General features: G+C 72.8%; 10 protein-coding genes. 3 read left to right on the top strand and 7 right to left on the bottom strand.

The annotated features are described in order from the left end of the window. Positions 1-42 precede the first annotated feature (42 nt). The 6 genes from sucD to ABT170_RS32740 form a co-directional block, all read right to left on the bottom strand. Complete coding sequence (gene sucD / locus ABT170_RS32765) at positions 43-927, bottom strand: succinate--CoA ligase subunit alpha (RefSeq protein ID WP_329946473.1); 885 nt, start codon at positions 925-927, stop codon at positions 43-45. 21 nt (positions 928-948) lie between these two features. Then, positions 949-2,130 (bottom strand): ADP-forming succinate--CoA ligase subunit beta, encoded by a 1,182-nt coding sequence (sucC, locus tag ABT170_RS32760; RefSeq protein ID WP_266923033.1) that lies wholly within the window; start codon positions 2,128-2,130, stop codon positions 949-951. Between the two features lie 244 nt (positions 2,131-2,374). Then, positions 2,375-3,664, bottom strand: coding sequence for a VWA domain-containing protein (locus tag ABT170_RS32755; protein WP_502970599.1), 1,290 nt, complete (start codon positions 3,662-3,664; stop codon positions 2,375-2,377). After that, complete coding sequence (locus ABT170_RS32750; protein ID WP_351873462.1) at positions 3,661-6,117, bottom strand: DUF5682 family protein; 2,457 nt, start codon at positions 6,115-6,117, stop codon at positions 3,661-3,663. Before ABT170_RS32750 ends, ABT170_RS32755 begins: the two co-directional genes overlap by 4 nt. Continuing rightward, positions 6,114-7,226, bottom strand: coding sequence for an ATP-binding protein (locus ABT170_RS32745; RefSeq protein ID WP_329946475.1), 1,113 nt, complete (start codon positions 7,224-7,226; stop codon positions 6,114-6,116). The genes ABT170_RS32750 and ABT170_RS32745 overlap by 4 nt, the downstream gene beginning before the upstream one ends. Positions 7,227-7,336: 110 nt before the next feature. Then, entirely contained in the window at positions 7,337-7,792 is a 456-nt protein-coding gene (locus tag ABT170_RS32740; protein ID WP_329946476.1) for an MmpS family transport accessory protein, read from the bottom strand. Positions 7,793-7,933: 141 nt separating this feature from the next. On the opposite strand from ABT170_RS32740, the gene ABT170_RS32735 reads away from it, so the two are divergent. Together ABT170_RS32735 and ABT170_RS32730 are read left to right on the top strand one after the other, a co-directional pair. After that, positions 7,934-9,331, top strand: a complete 1,398-nt coding sequence (locus tag ABT170_RS32735; protein ID WP_351873458.1) for an SWIM zinc finger family protein — start codon at positions 7,934-7,936, stop codon at positions 9,329-9,331. Between the two features lie 136 nt (positions 9,332-9,467). After that, a complete protein-coding gene (locus ABT170_RS32730; RefSeq protein WP_351873455.1) occupies positions 9,468-11,162 on the top strand; it encodes a DUF5691 domain-containing protein in 1,695 nt (564 codons plus the stop codon). 33 nt (positions 11,163-11,195) lie between these two features. Here ABT170_RS32730 and icmB read toward each other — a convergent pair whose 3' ends face one another. After that, complete coding sequence (icmB, locus tag ABT170_RS32725) at positions 11,196-11,609, bottom strand: coenzyme B12-dependent isobutyryl CoA mutase small subunit (protein WP_329946479.1); 414 nt, start codon at positions 11,607-11,609, stop codon at positions 11,196-11,198. A gap of 636 nt (positions 11,610-12,245) precedes the next feature. Here icmB and ABT170_RS32720 point away from each other — a divergent pair. Next, positions 12,246-13,979 carry a M23 family metallopeptidase gene (locus tag ABT170_RS32720; RefSeq protein WP_351873451.1) on the top strand — a complete coding sequence of 578 codons (1,734 nt, stop codon included), beginning with the start codon at positions 12,246-12,248 and terminating at the stop codon, positions 13,977-13,979. Positions 13,980-14,180: the final 201 nt, after the last annotated feature.

The raw sequence follows: 14,180 nt of genomic DNA, 5'->3' as shown, positions 1-14,180 counted from the left end.
TGCGACGCGGTGCCGGGGCGGCCGGGCCGCCGCGGCACGCGATCAGGCGCCGAGGATCTCGCGCGCCAGCTTGGCGGTCTCGGTCGGCGTCTTGCCGACCTTCACGCCGGCGGCCTCAAGGGCCTCCTTCTTCGCCTGGGCGGTGCCGGAGGAGCCGGAGACGATGGCGCCCGCGTGGCCCATGGTCTTGCCCTCGGGGGCGGTGAAGCCCGCGACGTAACCGACGACCGGCTTCTTGACGTTCTTCGCGATGAAGTCGGCGGCACGCTCCTCGGCGTCGCCACCGATCTCGCCGATCATCACGATGAGGTCGGTCTCGGGGTCGGCCTCGAACGCCGCGAGGGCGTCGATGTGCGTCGTACCGATGACCGGGTCGCCACCGATGCCGACGGCGGAGGAGAAGCCGATGTCACGGAGCTCGTACATCATCTGGTAGGTCAGCGTGCCGGACTTGGACACGAGACCGATGCGGCCGGGCTTGGTGATGTCGCCCGGGATGATGCCGGCGTTGGACTGGCCGGGGGTGATGAGACCCGGGCAGTTCGGGCCGATGATCCGGGTCTTGTTGCCCTTGGCGCCCGCGTGCGCCCAGAAGGCGGCGGAGTCGTGGACGGCGATGCCCTCGGTGATGACGACCGCGAGGGGGATCTCGGCGTCGATCGCCTCGACGACGGCGGCCTTGGCGAAGGCCGGCGGCACGAAGAGGACGGAGACGTCCGCGCCCGTCTTCTCCATCGCTTCCTTGACGGAACCGAAGACCGGGACCTCGGTGCCGTCGAAGTCGACGGTCGTGCCGGCCTTGCGCGGGTTCACGCCGCCGACGATGTTGGTGCCGTCAGCCAGCATGAGCTTGGTGTGCTTCATGCCCGTGGCGCCGGTCATCCCCTGGACGATGACCTTGCTGTCCTTGGTGAGGAAGATAGCCATGGTGTTGGAGTCCCTCGTCCCTTACTTCGCAGCCGCGGCGAGCTCGGCGGCCTTGTCGGCCGCGCCGTCCATGGTGTCCACACGCTGCACGAGCGGGTGGTTGGCGTCGGAAAGGATCTTGCGACCCAGCTCCGCGTTGTTGCCGTCGAGACGCACGACCAGCGGCTTCTCGACCTTCTCGCCCTTGGACTCGAGCAGCGCCAGAGCCTGGACGATGCCGTTGGCGACCTCGTCGCAGGCGGTGATGCCGCCGAAGACGTTGACGAAGACGGACTTGACGTCCGAGTCGCCGAGGATGATCTCCAGGCCGTTCGCCATGACCTCTGCGGAGGCGCCGCCACCGATGTCGAGGAAGTTGGCGGGCTTCACGTTGCCGTGGTTCTCACCGGCGTACGCGACGACGTCCAGGGTCGACATGACCAGACCGGCACCGTTCCCGATGATGCCGACCTCGCCGTCGAGCTTGACGTAGTTGAGGTTCTTGGCCTTGGCGGCGGCCTCGAGCGGGTTGGCCGCGGCCTTGTCCTCCAGGGCCTCGTGGCCGGGCTGGCGGAAGTCGGCGTTCTCGTCGAGCGAGACCTTGCCGTCCAGCGCGATGATGTCGCCGGAGGCGACCTTGGCCAGCGGGTTCACCTCGACGAGGAGCGCGTCCTCGGCGACGAAGGTGTCCCAGAGCGTGACCAGGACCTCGGCGACCTTCTCGGCCACCTCGGCCGGGAACTTCGCCTGGGCCACGATCTCGCGGGCCTTCTCGATGGTGACGCCGGAGTTGGAGTCGACCGGGACCTTCGCGAGGGCCTCGGGGGTCTTCTCCGCGACCTCCTCGATGTCCATGCCGCCCTGCACCGAGGCCATGGCCAGGAAGGTGCGGTTGGTGCGGTCGAGGAGGTACGAGACGTAGTACTCCTCAAGGATCTCCGGCGCGGTCTCGGCGATCATCACCTTGTGGACCGTGTGGCCCTTGATGTCCATGCCGAGAATGTCGGTCGCACGCGCGACCGCCTCGTCGGGGGTGGCGGCCAGCTTGACGCCGCCGGCCTTGCCTCGGCCACCGACCTTCACCTGCGCCTTGACGACAGACTTGCCGCCCAGCCGCTCGGTCGCCTCGCGGGCTGCCTCAGGCGTGTCAATGACTTCACCGGCCAGCACCGGTACACCGTGCTTGGCGAAGAGGTCCCTCGCCTGGTACTCGAACAGGTCCACGCGCGTCCGTCCCTTTTAGTGGTCTCGCGGTTGGTTTTCTGCGTGGGCGTGCCGCGAAGGGCATCGTGACTGCGCTGTCACCAGGAATGCGCACACGGTGTCCGAGTACGCGGCATGTCCATCCGGCAGGTTATCCCCGCGCTCCACAGGACCCTAAATCGCAGATCACACCTGAGCGGTGATTACGGTCACAGGTCGCGCCGGTGGCCGCGTCGCCGGGGGCGAAACCGCACGTCGGCAGGGGTCACCGAGGGTTTTCCCTGTCCGGTACGGGCAGCGGCCTCTTCTCGATCGCCGCCGCCATGATGTCCGGGAACAGATCCGGCGTGCAGGCGAACGCGGGCGTGCCGAGCGCACCGAGCGCCGCCGCGTGCTCCCTGTCGTACGCGGGCGCGCCCTCGTCGGAGAGTGCGAGCAGCGTCACGAACTGCACCCCCGACGCCTTCATCGCGGCGACCCGCTTGAGCATCTCGTCCCGTATCCCGCCTTCGTAGAGGTCGCTGATGAGGACGACGACCGTGTCGGCGGGGCGGGTGATCCGGGACTGGCAGTAGGCGAGCGCCCGGTTGATGTCCGTACCGCCGCCGAGCTGGGTGCCGAAGAGGACGTCGACCGGGTCGTCGAGCTGGTCGGTGAGGTCGACCACCGCCGTGTCGAAGACGACGAGCCGGGTCGCCAGGGTGCGCATGGAGGCGAGGACGGCGCCGAACACGGAGGCGTGGACGACGGACGCGGCCATCGAACCCGACTGGTCGACGCACAGGATGACGTCCTTCTCCACGGACCGGGCGGCGCGTCCGTAGCCGATGAGGCGTTCGGGTACGACGGTGCCGGCCCCGTCCGTGCCCGGAACGGTGAGGTAGTTCTTGAGATTGGCCCGGATGGTGCGGTCCCAGTCGATGTCCCGGTGACGCGGCCGGCTGATCCTCGCCGAACGGTCCAGCGCTCCGGTGAGGGTGGTCCGGGTACGCCCCGCGAGGCGCTTCTCCAGGTCCTCGACGACTTTCCGTACGACGGCCCGCGCGGTCTCCTTCGTCGTCTCCGGCATGGCCTTGTGGAGCGAGAGCAGGGTGCCGACGAGGTGGACGTCGGCCTCGACGGCCTCCAGCATCTCCGGCTCCAGCAGCAGCGCCGACAGGCCGAGGCGGTCGATCGCGTCCCGCTGCATGACCTGGACGACGGAGCTGGGGAAGTACGTACGGATGTCACCGAGCCAGCGGGCGACGGACGGGGCGGAGGCGCCGAGTCCCGCCGAGCGCTCGCTCCCGCCGCGGCTGCCGGGCTTCTTCTCCCCGCCGCCGTAGAGCGCGCCCAGCGCGCTGTCCATCGCGGCGTCCCTGCCGGTGAGCGTGCACCCGGTGCTCTCGGCGCTGTCCGCGCCGAGCACCATCCGCCAGCGGCGCAGCCGTTCGCCGTCGGCAGGGACCTCCGCCGTCCGCGCCGTCATCCCGCTCGCCCCTTCCGTTTCCCGCACGGTGCCCGCCCCTGTCGTGTCCGCCCCGGTCGTGCCCGCCCCTGTCGTGTCCGCCGTCATGCGCTCGCCTCCAGCTCTCCGGCGTTCGTCCCGTCCGGTACGGCGGGCCCGGCGGCGAGGCCGAGCAGCAGCCGCAGCACCGGAACCACCGCGTCCGCTCTGGTCCCGTCGAGGCCGGGGCCGAAGCCCGGCGCGGCGGGGTCCGCGCCGCCTTGCCGGTGCCCTTCGGGGGCTGTCGGCCCCCGGCGGACCAGCTCGCCCAGGGTGCGCCGTACGCCCGGCTCATAGGCGGAGAACGTGCGGCGCAGCAGCGGCAGCACATCGGTGAAGGTGTCCGCGGGGACACCGGTGAGCCAGGCGTCGACCAGGCCGAGCAGCCGCTCGTCATGGACGAGCAGCATGCCGCCGCCCGCCGCTCCGCCGACGAAGCCCTCGATCCAGGCCGCCGCGTCGGGCGGCGGGGTGCCGGGCGAGAGGGCGAGGCCCATGAGGAGCGCCGCCTCGTCCTCGGCCAGCCGTCCCTCGTCGAGCAGCAGGCGGGTGGCGCGTCCGCGGATGACACCGGCGACGGTGTCCCGGCCGGCCAGCTTGCGCAGCACGGCGGACCAGCGCTCCCGCAGTCCCCCGGCGGGCACGGCACCGGCGAGCAGCCCGATCGCGGTGTGCACCCCGTCCATCTGCCGGCGCAGCGCTTCGGCACCGTCCGCGTCGAGTCCTGTGCAGGCGGGCGGCAGGCCGACACAGATCCGCTCGGCGAGCCCGGCGGCGACCTCGCCGAGCGCGGCCGTGTCCGTGGACCGGACGTCCCCGTACCGCAGGGAACGGGCGAGTGCGGGCAGCGCGTCGGCGAGGTGGCCGACGTCCGCGTCGAGTGCGGCCCGGTCGGCGAGGGCCCTCATCACGACGGGCAGTGCCTCGGGCAGCCCGGCCAGCAGGCAGCGCTCGGCGAGGGCGGTCACCTCCGACAGCGCGGTGGCCGACAGGGCTTCGGACTCGGCCTTCGCCGTGGCCGCGGAGAGCACGGTGGTGCCCCACACCCCGGCCTCCGCGACCCGGACATGCAGCTCGGGCTCCCAGCGCAGCCGCCAGCTCTCCCGGAACGTACCGGTGCTGCCCCGGCCGGTGGTCGTCTCGCCCCATCCGACGGCGAGCAGGCGGAGGCGGTGCAGCAGCCGGCTGCGGGCGGCGTCCGTGTCCTTGCGGAGGTCGAGGTCCACCTCCCGTTCCACCGCTTCCGGTTTGAGCCGGAGGGTGCGCCGCTGTCGTGTCAGGTCGCGTTGCAGCGGGACGGCGGGGGCGCTGTCGGGGACTTCGCCGAGGGTCTCGCCGACGATGAGCCGGTCCCGCACGAGAGCGAGCGGCACATCGGAGCCCTCGCACATCACGGCCCGGACGGCGTCGGTGACCTCGCCGAGCCCGGGGAGCGGCCGGCCCCGCATGGCCGCGAGGGTCTCGGCGAGTCTGACCGCCTCGATGACATGGGCGGTCGAGACGAACCGGTCCTCGTCGCGCAGCAGCCCGGCGACCTTGGTCATCCAGCGCTCGACCGGCCGGTCGGCCGCGCCGAAGAGATGGCCGTACCAGCCGGGTGAGTCGATTCCGGCCCCGTATCCGCTGTGCCGGGCGAGCCGGCGGTGGGTCCAGGGCACCCAGGTCAGTTCGACCTTGACCTTCGGGAGTCCCTTGAGCAGGGCCCGGTCGGCGGTGACGGTGGACCGGGCGGCGAGCGCGGGCACGTGCCAGGCGCCGCAGACGACCGCGATGTCGTCCCCGAACTCCTTGCGGGCGGCGCGCAGCTGGATCCGCATGCAGGCTTCGCGTACGGCGTCGCGGGGGTGGCCACCGTCCCCGTACACCTCGCGCAGCGCGGTCATGGCCTCGGCGAGCACGGCGAACGGGGCCCGTGGATCGGCGGGGGCGCCGTCCGACGCGCGGTGCTCGACGACGTCCTCCCACCAGCGCTCCGGGTCGTCGTATCCGGCGGTCCGGGCGAGGACACCGATCGGGTCGACGGCGGGCGGGAGCGGCCCCAGGAGGTCCCCCGCGCCGTCGCCGTCGCCGTCGCGGCTGTCGCCGTCCTCACCGCGCACGGTGTCCCCGGTGTCCCCGGCGTGGTCGGAGTGGTCGGCGGCGGGACCGGGGCCGGGGCCGGGGGGACCCGCCGCGGTCTCCTTCAGTGCCAGCGAGTGCGCCGCGGGCAGGTCGATGAAGCGCACCGGGACGTCGTGGGCCAGCGCCCAGCGGATCGCCACCCACTCGGGCGAGAACTCCGCCATCGGCCAGAACGCCGCCAGCCCCGGGTCGTCCACGGCGTGGGCGAGCAGCGCGACCGGCGGACGCGTCTGCGGATCGGCGGCGAGCGGCAGCAGAGCGTCGCCCTCCGGCGGCCCTTCGATGAGCACGGCACCCGGCCGGGCCGCGTCCAGCGCGGCGAGAACCGCGCGGGCCGATCCGGGGCCGTGATGGCGCACCCCCAGCAGCAGCGGCCCGGTGGCCGCGGTACGCGCGGTCATACGGAGACCTCGCGGCAGGCGCGGTAGAAGTCCTTCCAGCCGTCCCGCTCGCGGACCACGGTCTCCAGATACTCCTGCCAGACCACGCGGTCGGCCGCCGGGTCCCGGACGACCGCGCCGAGGATTCCGGAGGCGACGTCGCCGGGGCGCAGGATGCCGTCGCCGAAGTGGGCGGCGAGGGCGAGACCGTTCGTCACGACGGAGATGGCCTCGGCCGTGGAGAGCGTCCCGGAGGGGGACTTGACCTTGGTGCGCCCATCGGTGGTGACGCCGTCGCGCAGTTCGCGGAAGACCGTCACCACACGCCGGATCTCGGCCATGCCCTCGGGAGCCGCCGGAAGGTCGAGCGAGCGGCCGATCTGGTCGACGCGGCGGGACACGATGTCGACCTCGGCGTCGGGTGTCGCGGGCAGGGGCAGGACGACGGTGTTGAACCGGCGGCGCAGCGCGCTGGAGAGCTCGTTGACCCCGCGGTCCCGGTCGTTGGCCGTGGCGATGAGGTTGAAGCCCCGGACCGCCTGTACCTCCTGGCCCAGTTCGGGGACGGGGAGGGTCTTCTCGGACAGGATCGTGATGAGCGCGTCCTGCACATCGGCGGGGATACGGGTCAGCTCCTCGACCCGGGCGGTCATGCCCGTGGACATGGCCCGCATGAGCGGGCTGGGCACCAGCGCCTCCCGGCTGGGGCCGTGGGCGAGCAACTGCGCGTAGTTCCAGCCGTAGCGGACGGCTTCCTCGGGTGTCCCGGCGGTGCCCTGGACGAGCAGGGTCGAATCGCCGCTGACGGCTGCGGCCAGGTGCTCGGACACCCAGGTCTTGGCGGTGCCGGGGACACCGAGCAGCAGCAGGGCACGGTCGGTGGCGAGCGTGGTCACGGCGACTTCCACGAGGCGGCGCGGGCCCACGTACTTCGGCGTGATCACCGTCCCGTCGGGCAGTGTCCCGCCCAGCAGATAGGTGGCGACGGCCCACGGCGAGAGGCGCCAGCGGACGGGCCGGGGCCGGTCGTCGGCAGCGGCCAGGGCCTTGAGCTCGTCGGCGAACGCGTCCTCGGCGTGCGGCCGCAGGACCTCGGCCGCGGTGGTTCCGGTGTTCTCGGGCACGGTCATGGCTCCCCCTCCAGATCGGTCGACCTGATGTGGTTCCCACCGTGCACCATGCCACTGACAATCGGCCCCGACCGCGGGTCGGGGCCGATATGACGGCAGTTGAGGAAGGGTCAGCCGACGATCGGGGACACGGCGACGCAGCCGCCGGCCGTGAGCATGCCCTCGCCCTTGGCCTCCTTGATGACCTTGCCCTTGTACGTGATGGTGCAGGTGACGTCGGCGCCCCCGGCCTCCAGCGCGAACGGCATGACGGCGGGCGGCATGATGCCGGTCAGCGTCACGGTCTTCTTCCACGGCAGCGTGGGCGCCTTGACCGTTTCGAGCTTCGGCTCCATGGCCTCGCCCTCGCCGCCGTGGAACTGGATCTCGTCGACGCCCGTGCCGGTGACCTCGTAGGTGACCTCGTACTTCTCGGTCACGGTCTTGTCGACCGCCTTGTCGACGGCCTTGTCGACCGTCTCGGAGGAGCAGGCGCCGAGACCGAACACGAGACCGGCGACCGCGACCGCGCCGGCTGCGGTACGGGCGGTGCGGGACATACGGGTGGTGCTGATGGAGCGGTTCATTCTGGGATCCCCCCTGGATCGGATGTCCGAATGCCGGAGCTCGCAGAGAAACGCAAAGGAAAAGCAAAGTCAAGTTGAGCCAGTCCCGCCAAGTTCGCAGGTCACGGGCGATTGTCAGTGGGGCGCCCTACCGTCGTTCCCATGCTGCGATCTCACGGGGGAGAACCCTCGCGCGCCGACGGCCCGGTGGCGCGCTGGACGGTGGAGCAGGTATTGGCCCTGGCTCCTGACGACGCCTCGCGCAAGGCGGGGAGCAGGCTCGGTTCGGCGGGGCCGTGGTCGGACGGCGGTTTCGACGGTTCGGGTGCGGTGTGGGGGCTGTGCAAGGGGAGCGGGGGCAAGCCGTATCGGACGGTGGTCGACACCACCGGCCCGGCGTACAGATGCAGTTGCCCGAGCCGCAAGTTCCCGTGCAAGCACGCGCTGGGGCTGCTGCTGCTCTGGGCGGGCGGCGATGCGGCGATCGGGCCGGGGGAGGCCGCCGAGTGGGCCGGTGAGTGGCTCCAGGGACGTCGCGTGCGCGCGGCGGAGAAGGGCCCTTCGGCGTCGGACGCGGCACCGGGACCGGCCGATCCGGAGGCCGTCAGGAAGCGTGCGGAGCGCCGGGCCGAGCGGATAACCGGCGGCGCCGAGGAGTTGGAGCAGCGCCTCGCCGATGTGCTGCGAGGGGGCCTCGCGTCGGCCGACCGGGCGGGGTACGGGCTCTGGGAGGAGACCGCGGCCCGCATGGTCGACGCCCAGGCCCCGGGACTGGCGGCCCGGGTGCGGGAGTTGGGGGCGATCCCCGCGTCCGGTCCCGGCTGGCCGGTACGGCTGCTGGAGGAGTGCGCGCTGCTCCATCTGCTGGACACGGCCTGGCTGGGCCTGGACCGGCTGCCCGACGGCCTGGCCGCGACCGTGCGGACGAGAGTGGGGCTGCCCGCCGCCGCCGAGGGTCCCCCGGTCCGTGACCACTGGCTGGTCCTGGCGCAGCACGACATCCCGGACGGCAAGATCGTCGCCCGCCGGATCTGGCTGTACGGGCGGGAGTCGGGCCGCACCGCGCTGCTGCTCTCCTTCGGGGCACCGGGGCGCCCTCCCGGCCAGGCCCTGCCCGTGGGCGTCACGCTGGAGGCGGAGCTCACGCCGTATCCGGGGTCCGGGCAGCCGAGGGCGGAGCTGGGCCGTCAGTTCGGCGCACCGACACCGTCGGGGACCCCTCCGCCGGGCGCCGGCACGGCCGCCGCGCTCGCCGCGTACGGGGACGCCCTGCGGCACGATCCCTGGCTGGAGGCCTGCCCCGTCACCCTGCGCGATGTCATACCCGTGCCGTCGGGGGACGGTTGGCAGCTGGCCGACGCGCGGGCCGAGTCCGCCGTGCCCGTGGCACCGGCCGCGCTGTCCCGGCCCGGCCTGTGGAAGCTGGTCGCGCTCTCCGGCGGCGGCCCGGTCACCGTGTTCGGTGAGGTCGGCCACCGGGGCTTCGACCCGCTCGCGGCCTGGACCCCGGGCGTCGGAGGCGGGAGCGGGAGCGGCGAGGAACCCGTACCGCTCATCTGACCCGGTCCACGGCCCCCTCCCCCAACCCGCCCCCGCCCCCGCCCCCGGGCCACCCCGCCCCCGCCCCGCCTCAGTGAACCTCTCGCCGCCCGCGCGTTCTTGCACTCCTGCGACCACCGAACACGGAGGGGGACCGATGCCCCGTACGAACACCGACACCGGCACCGACATGAGTACGGACCCGGACACGGACAGGTCCGCGCCGGCGGACACGACCGCGTCCGCAGCCGCGCACACGGCGTGGGAGGACCTGGTCACCTCGGCACTGCTGGGGACCGACCGCCGGCCCCCGGCCTTCCCCGGGGGCGGCCCCGCTCCGGCGGACAGCGCGGCGACCGCTCCGGCCGCGCTGCTGGACGCCGCCGCGCTGCACACCGTGCGACGCAGGGCCGGACTGCTGCCCGCGCGTCCGGGCGCCCGGCCCGTCCCCGCGGCCGGCGACACGCGTCCGCCGCTGCCCGCGGCGGCCCGGCGCAGGCTCGCCCAGCTGCTCGCCGACCGTGCCGCACCGTCCGGCGGCGGACGGCGCGGCACGACGCCCGACCTCACCGAACTCATCCCGCAGTGGCTGGCCATTGCCAATCTGCGCGGTTTCCGGGCCCCGGCCGCGCTGCTGCCGCCGTTGCTGGACGCGGCGCGGGCCCGCACGGACCTGCGCCCGCAGGCGCTCACCTTCGCCGGGCCCCTCGGCCTGTGGCTGGCCGGGCTGAATCCGGAGTGGAAGTTCGCCCTGCGCAGCTCCTCCGGCGGCTCTCCGCGCCCCGACACCACGGACCCGCGGGCGGTGCGCCGGCTGTGGGAGGAGGGCCTGTTCGCGGAGCGGGTCGCGCTGCTGGACGCCGTACGGGCGCAGGACCCCGGCGCCGGGCTCACCCTGCTGGCCACCACCTGGTCCACCGAGCGGGCCGAGGACCGGCTGATGTTCCTCGACTCGCTGCGGACGGGCCTGTCCGGCGCGGACGAACCCTTCCTGGAACAGGCGCTGTCCGACCGCGGCCGCAATGTCCGCTCGACCGCCGCCGAACTCCTGTCCGCGCTGCCCGCTTCCGCGCTGGCCGGGCGGATGGCTGCCCGAGCGACCTCGTGCGTGAATCCCGACCGTACGGGCGGCGGGGCCTCCATCGCCGTGGAGGCCCCGCACGAGTGCGACAGCGGGATGCAGCGCGACGGTGTGGTGCCGGTCCCGCCGGCCGGCCGCGGGGAACGGTCCTGGTGGCTCGGCCAGCTGGTGGAGGCGGCCCCGCTGGCTGTCTGGCACCAGCAGTTCGCGGGGCGTACGGCGCACGAGATCGTGGCCCTGCCCGTCGCCGACGACTGGGCCGGGGAACTGCACGCGGCCTGGTGCCGGGCAGCGGTGCGGCAGAGGAACGCGGAGTGGGCCCGAGCGCTGCTCGGCGCCCCCTCGACACCCCCGTCCAACGCTCCCGGGACGGCCTCGCTCGCCGAGCGCTCGAAGCTCCTGGTCACCCTGCCCGGCGCCGAACGCGCGGGATGGGTCGCGGATTTCATCGCCGCGCACGGACTGTCCGAGGCCTTCCAGCTGCTCGGGGTCTGCGCGGTGCCCTGGGCCGGGCCCCTCGGCCGTTCGGTGGTCGACGCGCTCGACATCGCCCGGGACGCCGGGAGTTACCCCTGGAGCTTCAGCGGAGTGATGGGGCTCGCCGAGCGCTGTCTGGACCCGGTGGAGGCGGATCGCCTGGAGGTCCTCACGGCCACCCAGGACGAGCCGGAAGGCGCGTCACCGGGGGCGGGCGGCTACTGGTCGGAGGCCTTCCAGCGGCTGGTCTCCACGCTGCGCCTGCGGGCCGCGATGGATGCCGAACTGGCCTGAGCAGCCAGTCCGGCGGGCGTCCGCCGGGCCGGTTCAGGCTTCCGCGGGCTGACGGACGTTGGCGTTCACCCAGGTGACGATCGAGGCCGTCGTCGCGCCGGGAGTGAAGATCTCCGCGACGCCCTGCTCCTTCAGCGGCGCGATGTCCGCCTCGGGGATGATGCCGCCGCCGAACACCTTGATGTCCTCCGCTTCGCGCTCCTTCAACAGTTCGATCACCTTCGCGAAGAGCGTGTTGTGCGCCCCGGAAAGGATCGAGAGACCGATCGCGTCGGCGTCCTCCTGGATCGCCGTGTCCACGATCTGCTCGGGGGTCTGGTGCAGCCCGGTATAGATGACCTCCATACCGGCATCCCGCAGCGCCCGCGCGATCACCTTGGCTCCACGGTCGTGGCCGTCGAGTCCCGGCTTGGCCACCACCACACGAATCGGACCGGTCACACCCATCACTGCCTCCACATGGTCTCCCGCGCCTGAAGGGCCGGGGATGTGAACGAACGTTATCCACAGCATCCCGCAAGCCGCCGTTTCGCGGTGGACGGGGAGGGGGAAATCACATGGGAGACATGTTCGTCACGCGCCGTTCCCCGCACCCCTGGACACCCCCACCGCACGGGTACGGACGCGAGTGGTGCCGCTACGAGGTCGCCGTACCACCGCGCCGCCAGCCGCGCGGCACGGTGGTACGGCCCATCGGCAGCCACTGCCCCCGCCGCGCCGCCCGCCTCATCTCCGCACCGCCCGCGTCATCACCGCGCCCTCTCGTACCCTCCGGCGCAGCCGGCGCCGCCCCCGCGCCGTCCTCGCACCACCACACCCCCCTCGCACCCCCGCGCCGGACCCTCGCGCGGCACGGCCGCCCGTGCTCGCACTCCGCCGAATAGAACACTCCTCGAACAAAGCGCCAAGGCTCCGTAGGCGGTCCACCGAAAGGCGGCTGATTGCCCGTTTCCTGGGGCCCAAAACCTGCCGAAGATTGTCGTCGTCACGTACCGCCGGGTACAGTCGCGGCCACTGCTTTCCCCCTGGGGTCTCTCCACCTGACCCCGAGCAGGCCCTGCTGCCGAGGCGAGAGAGAAGTTGGTGAACGACCAGCACCCCCACGCCGGACACGTCGGACACGACGGTGAGTCAACCGGCAGCTTCGACACCGATCCGCTCTTCGGTGTACTTCCCGACGGTCAAGACAGCAGTTACCAGACGGGCTACGCGACCGGGTACAGCGGCTACGACACCGCGTACGCCACCGGGGCACCGGGGCACAGCGGCCAGTACGACGCCACCCAGTGGGCCACGGGCGCGCAGCAGACCGCTCCGTACGACGCCTACCCCCCCCAGGCGCAGCCCCAGCAGCCGTACGACGCTTCGGCCTCCTGGACCTCCGAGCCGGGAATCCCGGCGCAGGCGGGTGCCCCGGATGTCTCGGGCCAGTGGGACAGCACCGCCTGGCAGCAGACCGGCGGGCAGCAGACCGGCCAGTGGGCCGCGACCGACACGGGCGCGTTCCCCACCACGACCTTCAGCACCGCGTCGTACGAGACGGGTTCCTACGACCTCCGCGCGCACGACACGGGCACGCACGACACGGGCGCCTACGCGACCGCTTCGTACGGCACGGGTTCCTACGACACCGGGACCTACGACACGGGTTCCTACGCGACGACGACGGCCTACGGCACCGGGACGTACGACTCCGGCGCCTACGACGCCACCGCCTGGAACTCCGGCGCCACGCCCGGGAGCGCGCCGTACGAGCCGGAACAGACGTCCTACCCCCTGTACGAACAGCGGACGGCCTCCACCGAGACGGCCGGAGCGCCGCCGGAGGCACCGACCGAGGCGCCGGCGACGGCGGAGTTCGCCGTCCTGGAGTCCGAGGCGCCGGAGTCCGCGGCCGGCGGGTCCGGCACCGGCGGATACCGGGCGGAGGAGTACGAGGCGGCCGAGTACGGGCCGGACGAGTACCGGGCGGACGCCCCCGACCCCGGTCCCGGCATCGACAAGCTCGGCACCGTCACCATGGAGCGCGCCGTCGACTCCCCCCGGCCGGTGGCCCGCTCCGCTTCGCGCAGCCGCGCGCGGCGCCGTTCCCCCGCCAAGCGGTCCGCGCTCCTCACCGTCGCCGTCCCCTCCGCCTGCGTGATGAGCGTCGCGGGCATCGCGGCCGCCTCCGTCGGCGGACTCGGCGAGACCGAGGAGCGGCAGGACGACACCATCTCGATGGCGGTCGCCGACCCCAGCACCGTCAAGCCCGTCGCCGCGAACAACAAGCTGGACACCCAGCTCGCCCGGCTCAGCGCCGATGCCGACGACTTCCGGGACCGCGCCAGCCGCACCCAGGAACGCATCGACCTGAAGGAGCGGCAGGCCGCCGAGAAGAAGAAACGCGCGGAGGAGGCGGCACGCCGTGAGGCGCTGCGCCCCAAGTTCGTCCTGCCGGTCAAGCAGCACGGACTCAGCGCCTACTACGGCCAGGCGGGCGTCAACTGGATGTCCGTCCACACGGGCATCGACTTCCCCGTCGGGTACGGCACTCCGGTGATGGCCGCGACCGACGGCACCGTGCGCACCCAGTTGAACAGCGCCTACGGCAACATGGTGATCGTGACCATGGCCGATGGCACCGAGACCTGGTACTGCCACCTCAGCAGCACCAGGATCCGCTCGGGCCCGGTGAAGGCCGGTGACGTCATCGGGTACGCCGGGGACTCGGGCAACTCGACCGGGGCGCACCTGCACTTCGAGGTCCGGCCCGGCGGCGGCTCGGCGATCGACCCGCTGGCGTGGCTCCGCAGCCACGGACTCAACCCGACCTGATCGGCCCGGAGCCGGACGTTCCCTCGGTCCGAGGGAACGTCCGGCCGGGAAAACCACCACACGCCCGGGGGCGGGGGGGGGCGCGGGGGCCCCCCCCCCCCCGCGGGGTCGGGAAAACAGAAAGCGCGGCCCCCACGATTGGCGCGGGGCGCACCGCCGCCACCCGCGCCCCCGCCAACAGATAGAACCGCGCGGGGCGCA

This window comes from Streptomyces sp. NPDC001787 (assembly GCF_040297465.1).
Lineage (GTDB): Bacteria > Actinomycetota > Actinomycetes > Streptomycetales > Streptomycetaceae > Streptomyces.
This window is presented reverse-complemented; position numbering and strand designations above follow the sequence as displayed.

Bases quoted from the DNA above. Each gene is read 5' to 3' on its own strand.
- sucD (WP_329946473.1), bottom strand. From the start codon at position 927: ATGGCTATCTTCCTCACCAAGGACAGCAAGGTCATCGTCCAGGGGATG.
- ABT170_RS32755 (WP_502970599.1), bottom strand. From the start codon at position 3,664: ATGACGGCGGACACGACAGGGGCGGGCACGACCGGGGCGGACACGACA.
- ABT170_RS32750 (WP_351873462.1), bottom strand. From the start codon at position 6,117: ATGACCGCGCGTACCGCGGCCACCGGGCCGCTGCTGCTGGGGGTGCGC.
- ABT170_RS32745 (WP_329946475.1), bottom strand. From the start codon at position 7,226: ATGACCGTGCCCGAGAACACCGGAACCACCGCGGCCGAGGTCCTGCGG.
- ABT170_RS32740 (WP_329946476.1), bottom strand. From the start codon at position 7,792: ATGAACCGCTCCATCAGCACCACCCGTATGTCCCGCACCGCCCGTACC.
- ABT170_RS32735 (WP_351873458.1), top strand. From the start codon at position 7,934: ATGCTGCGATCTCACGGGGGAGAACCCTCGCGCGCCGACGGCCCGGTG.
- ABT170_RS32730 (WP_351873455.1), top strand. From the start codon at position 9,468: ATGCCCCGTACGAACACCGACACCGGCACCGACATGAGTACGGACCCG.
- icmB (WP_329946479.1), bottom strand. From the start codon at position 11,609: ATGGGTGTGACCGGTCCGATTCGTGTGGTGGTGGCCAAGCCGGGACTC.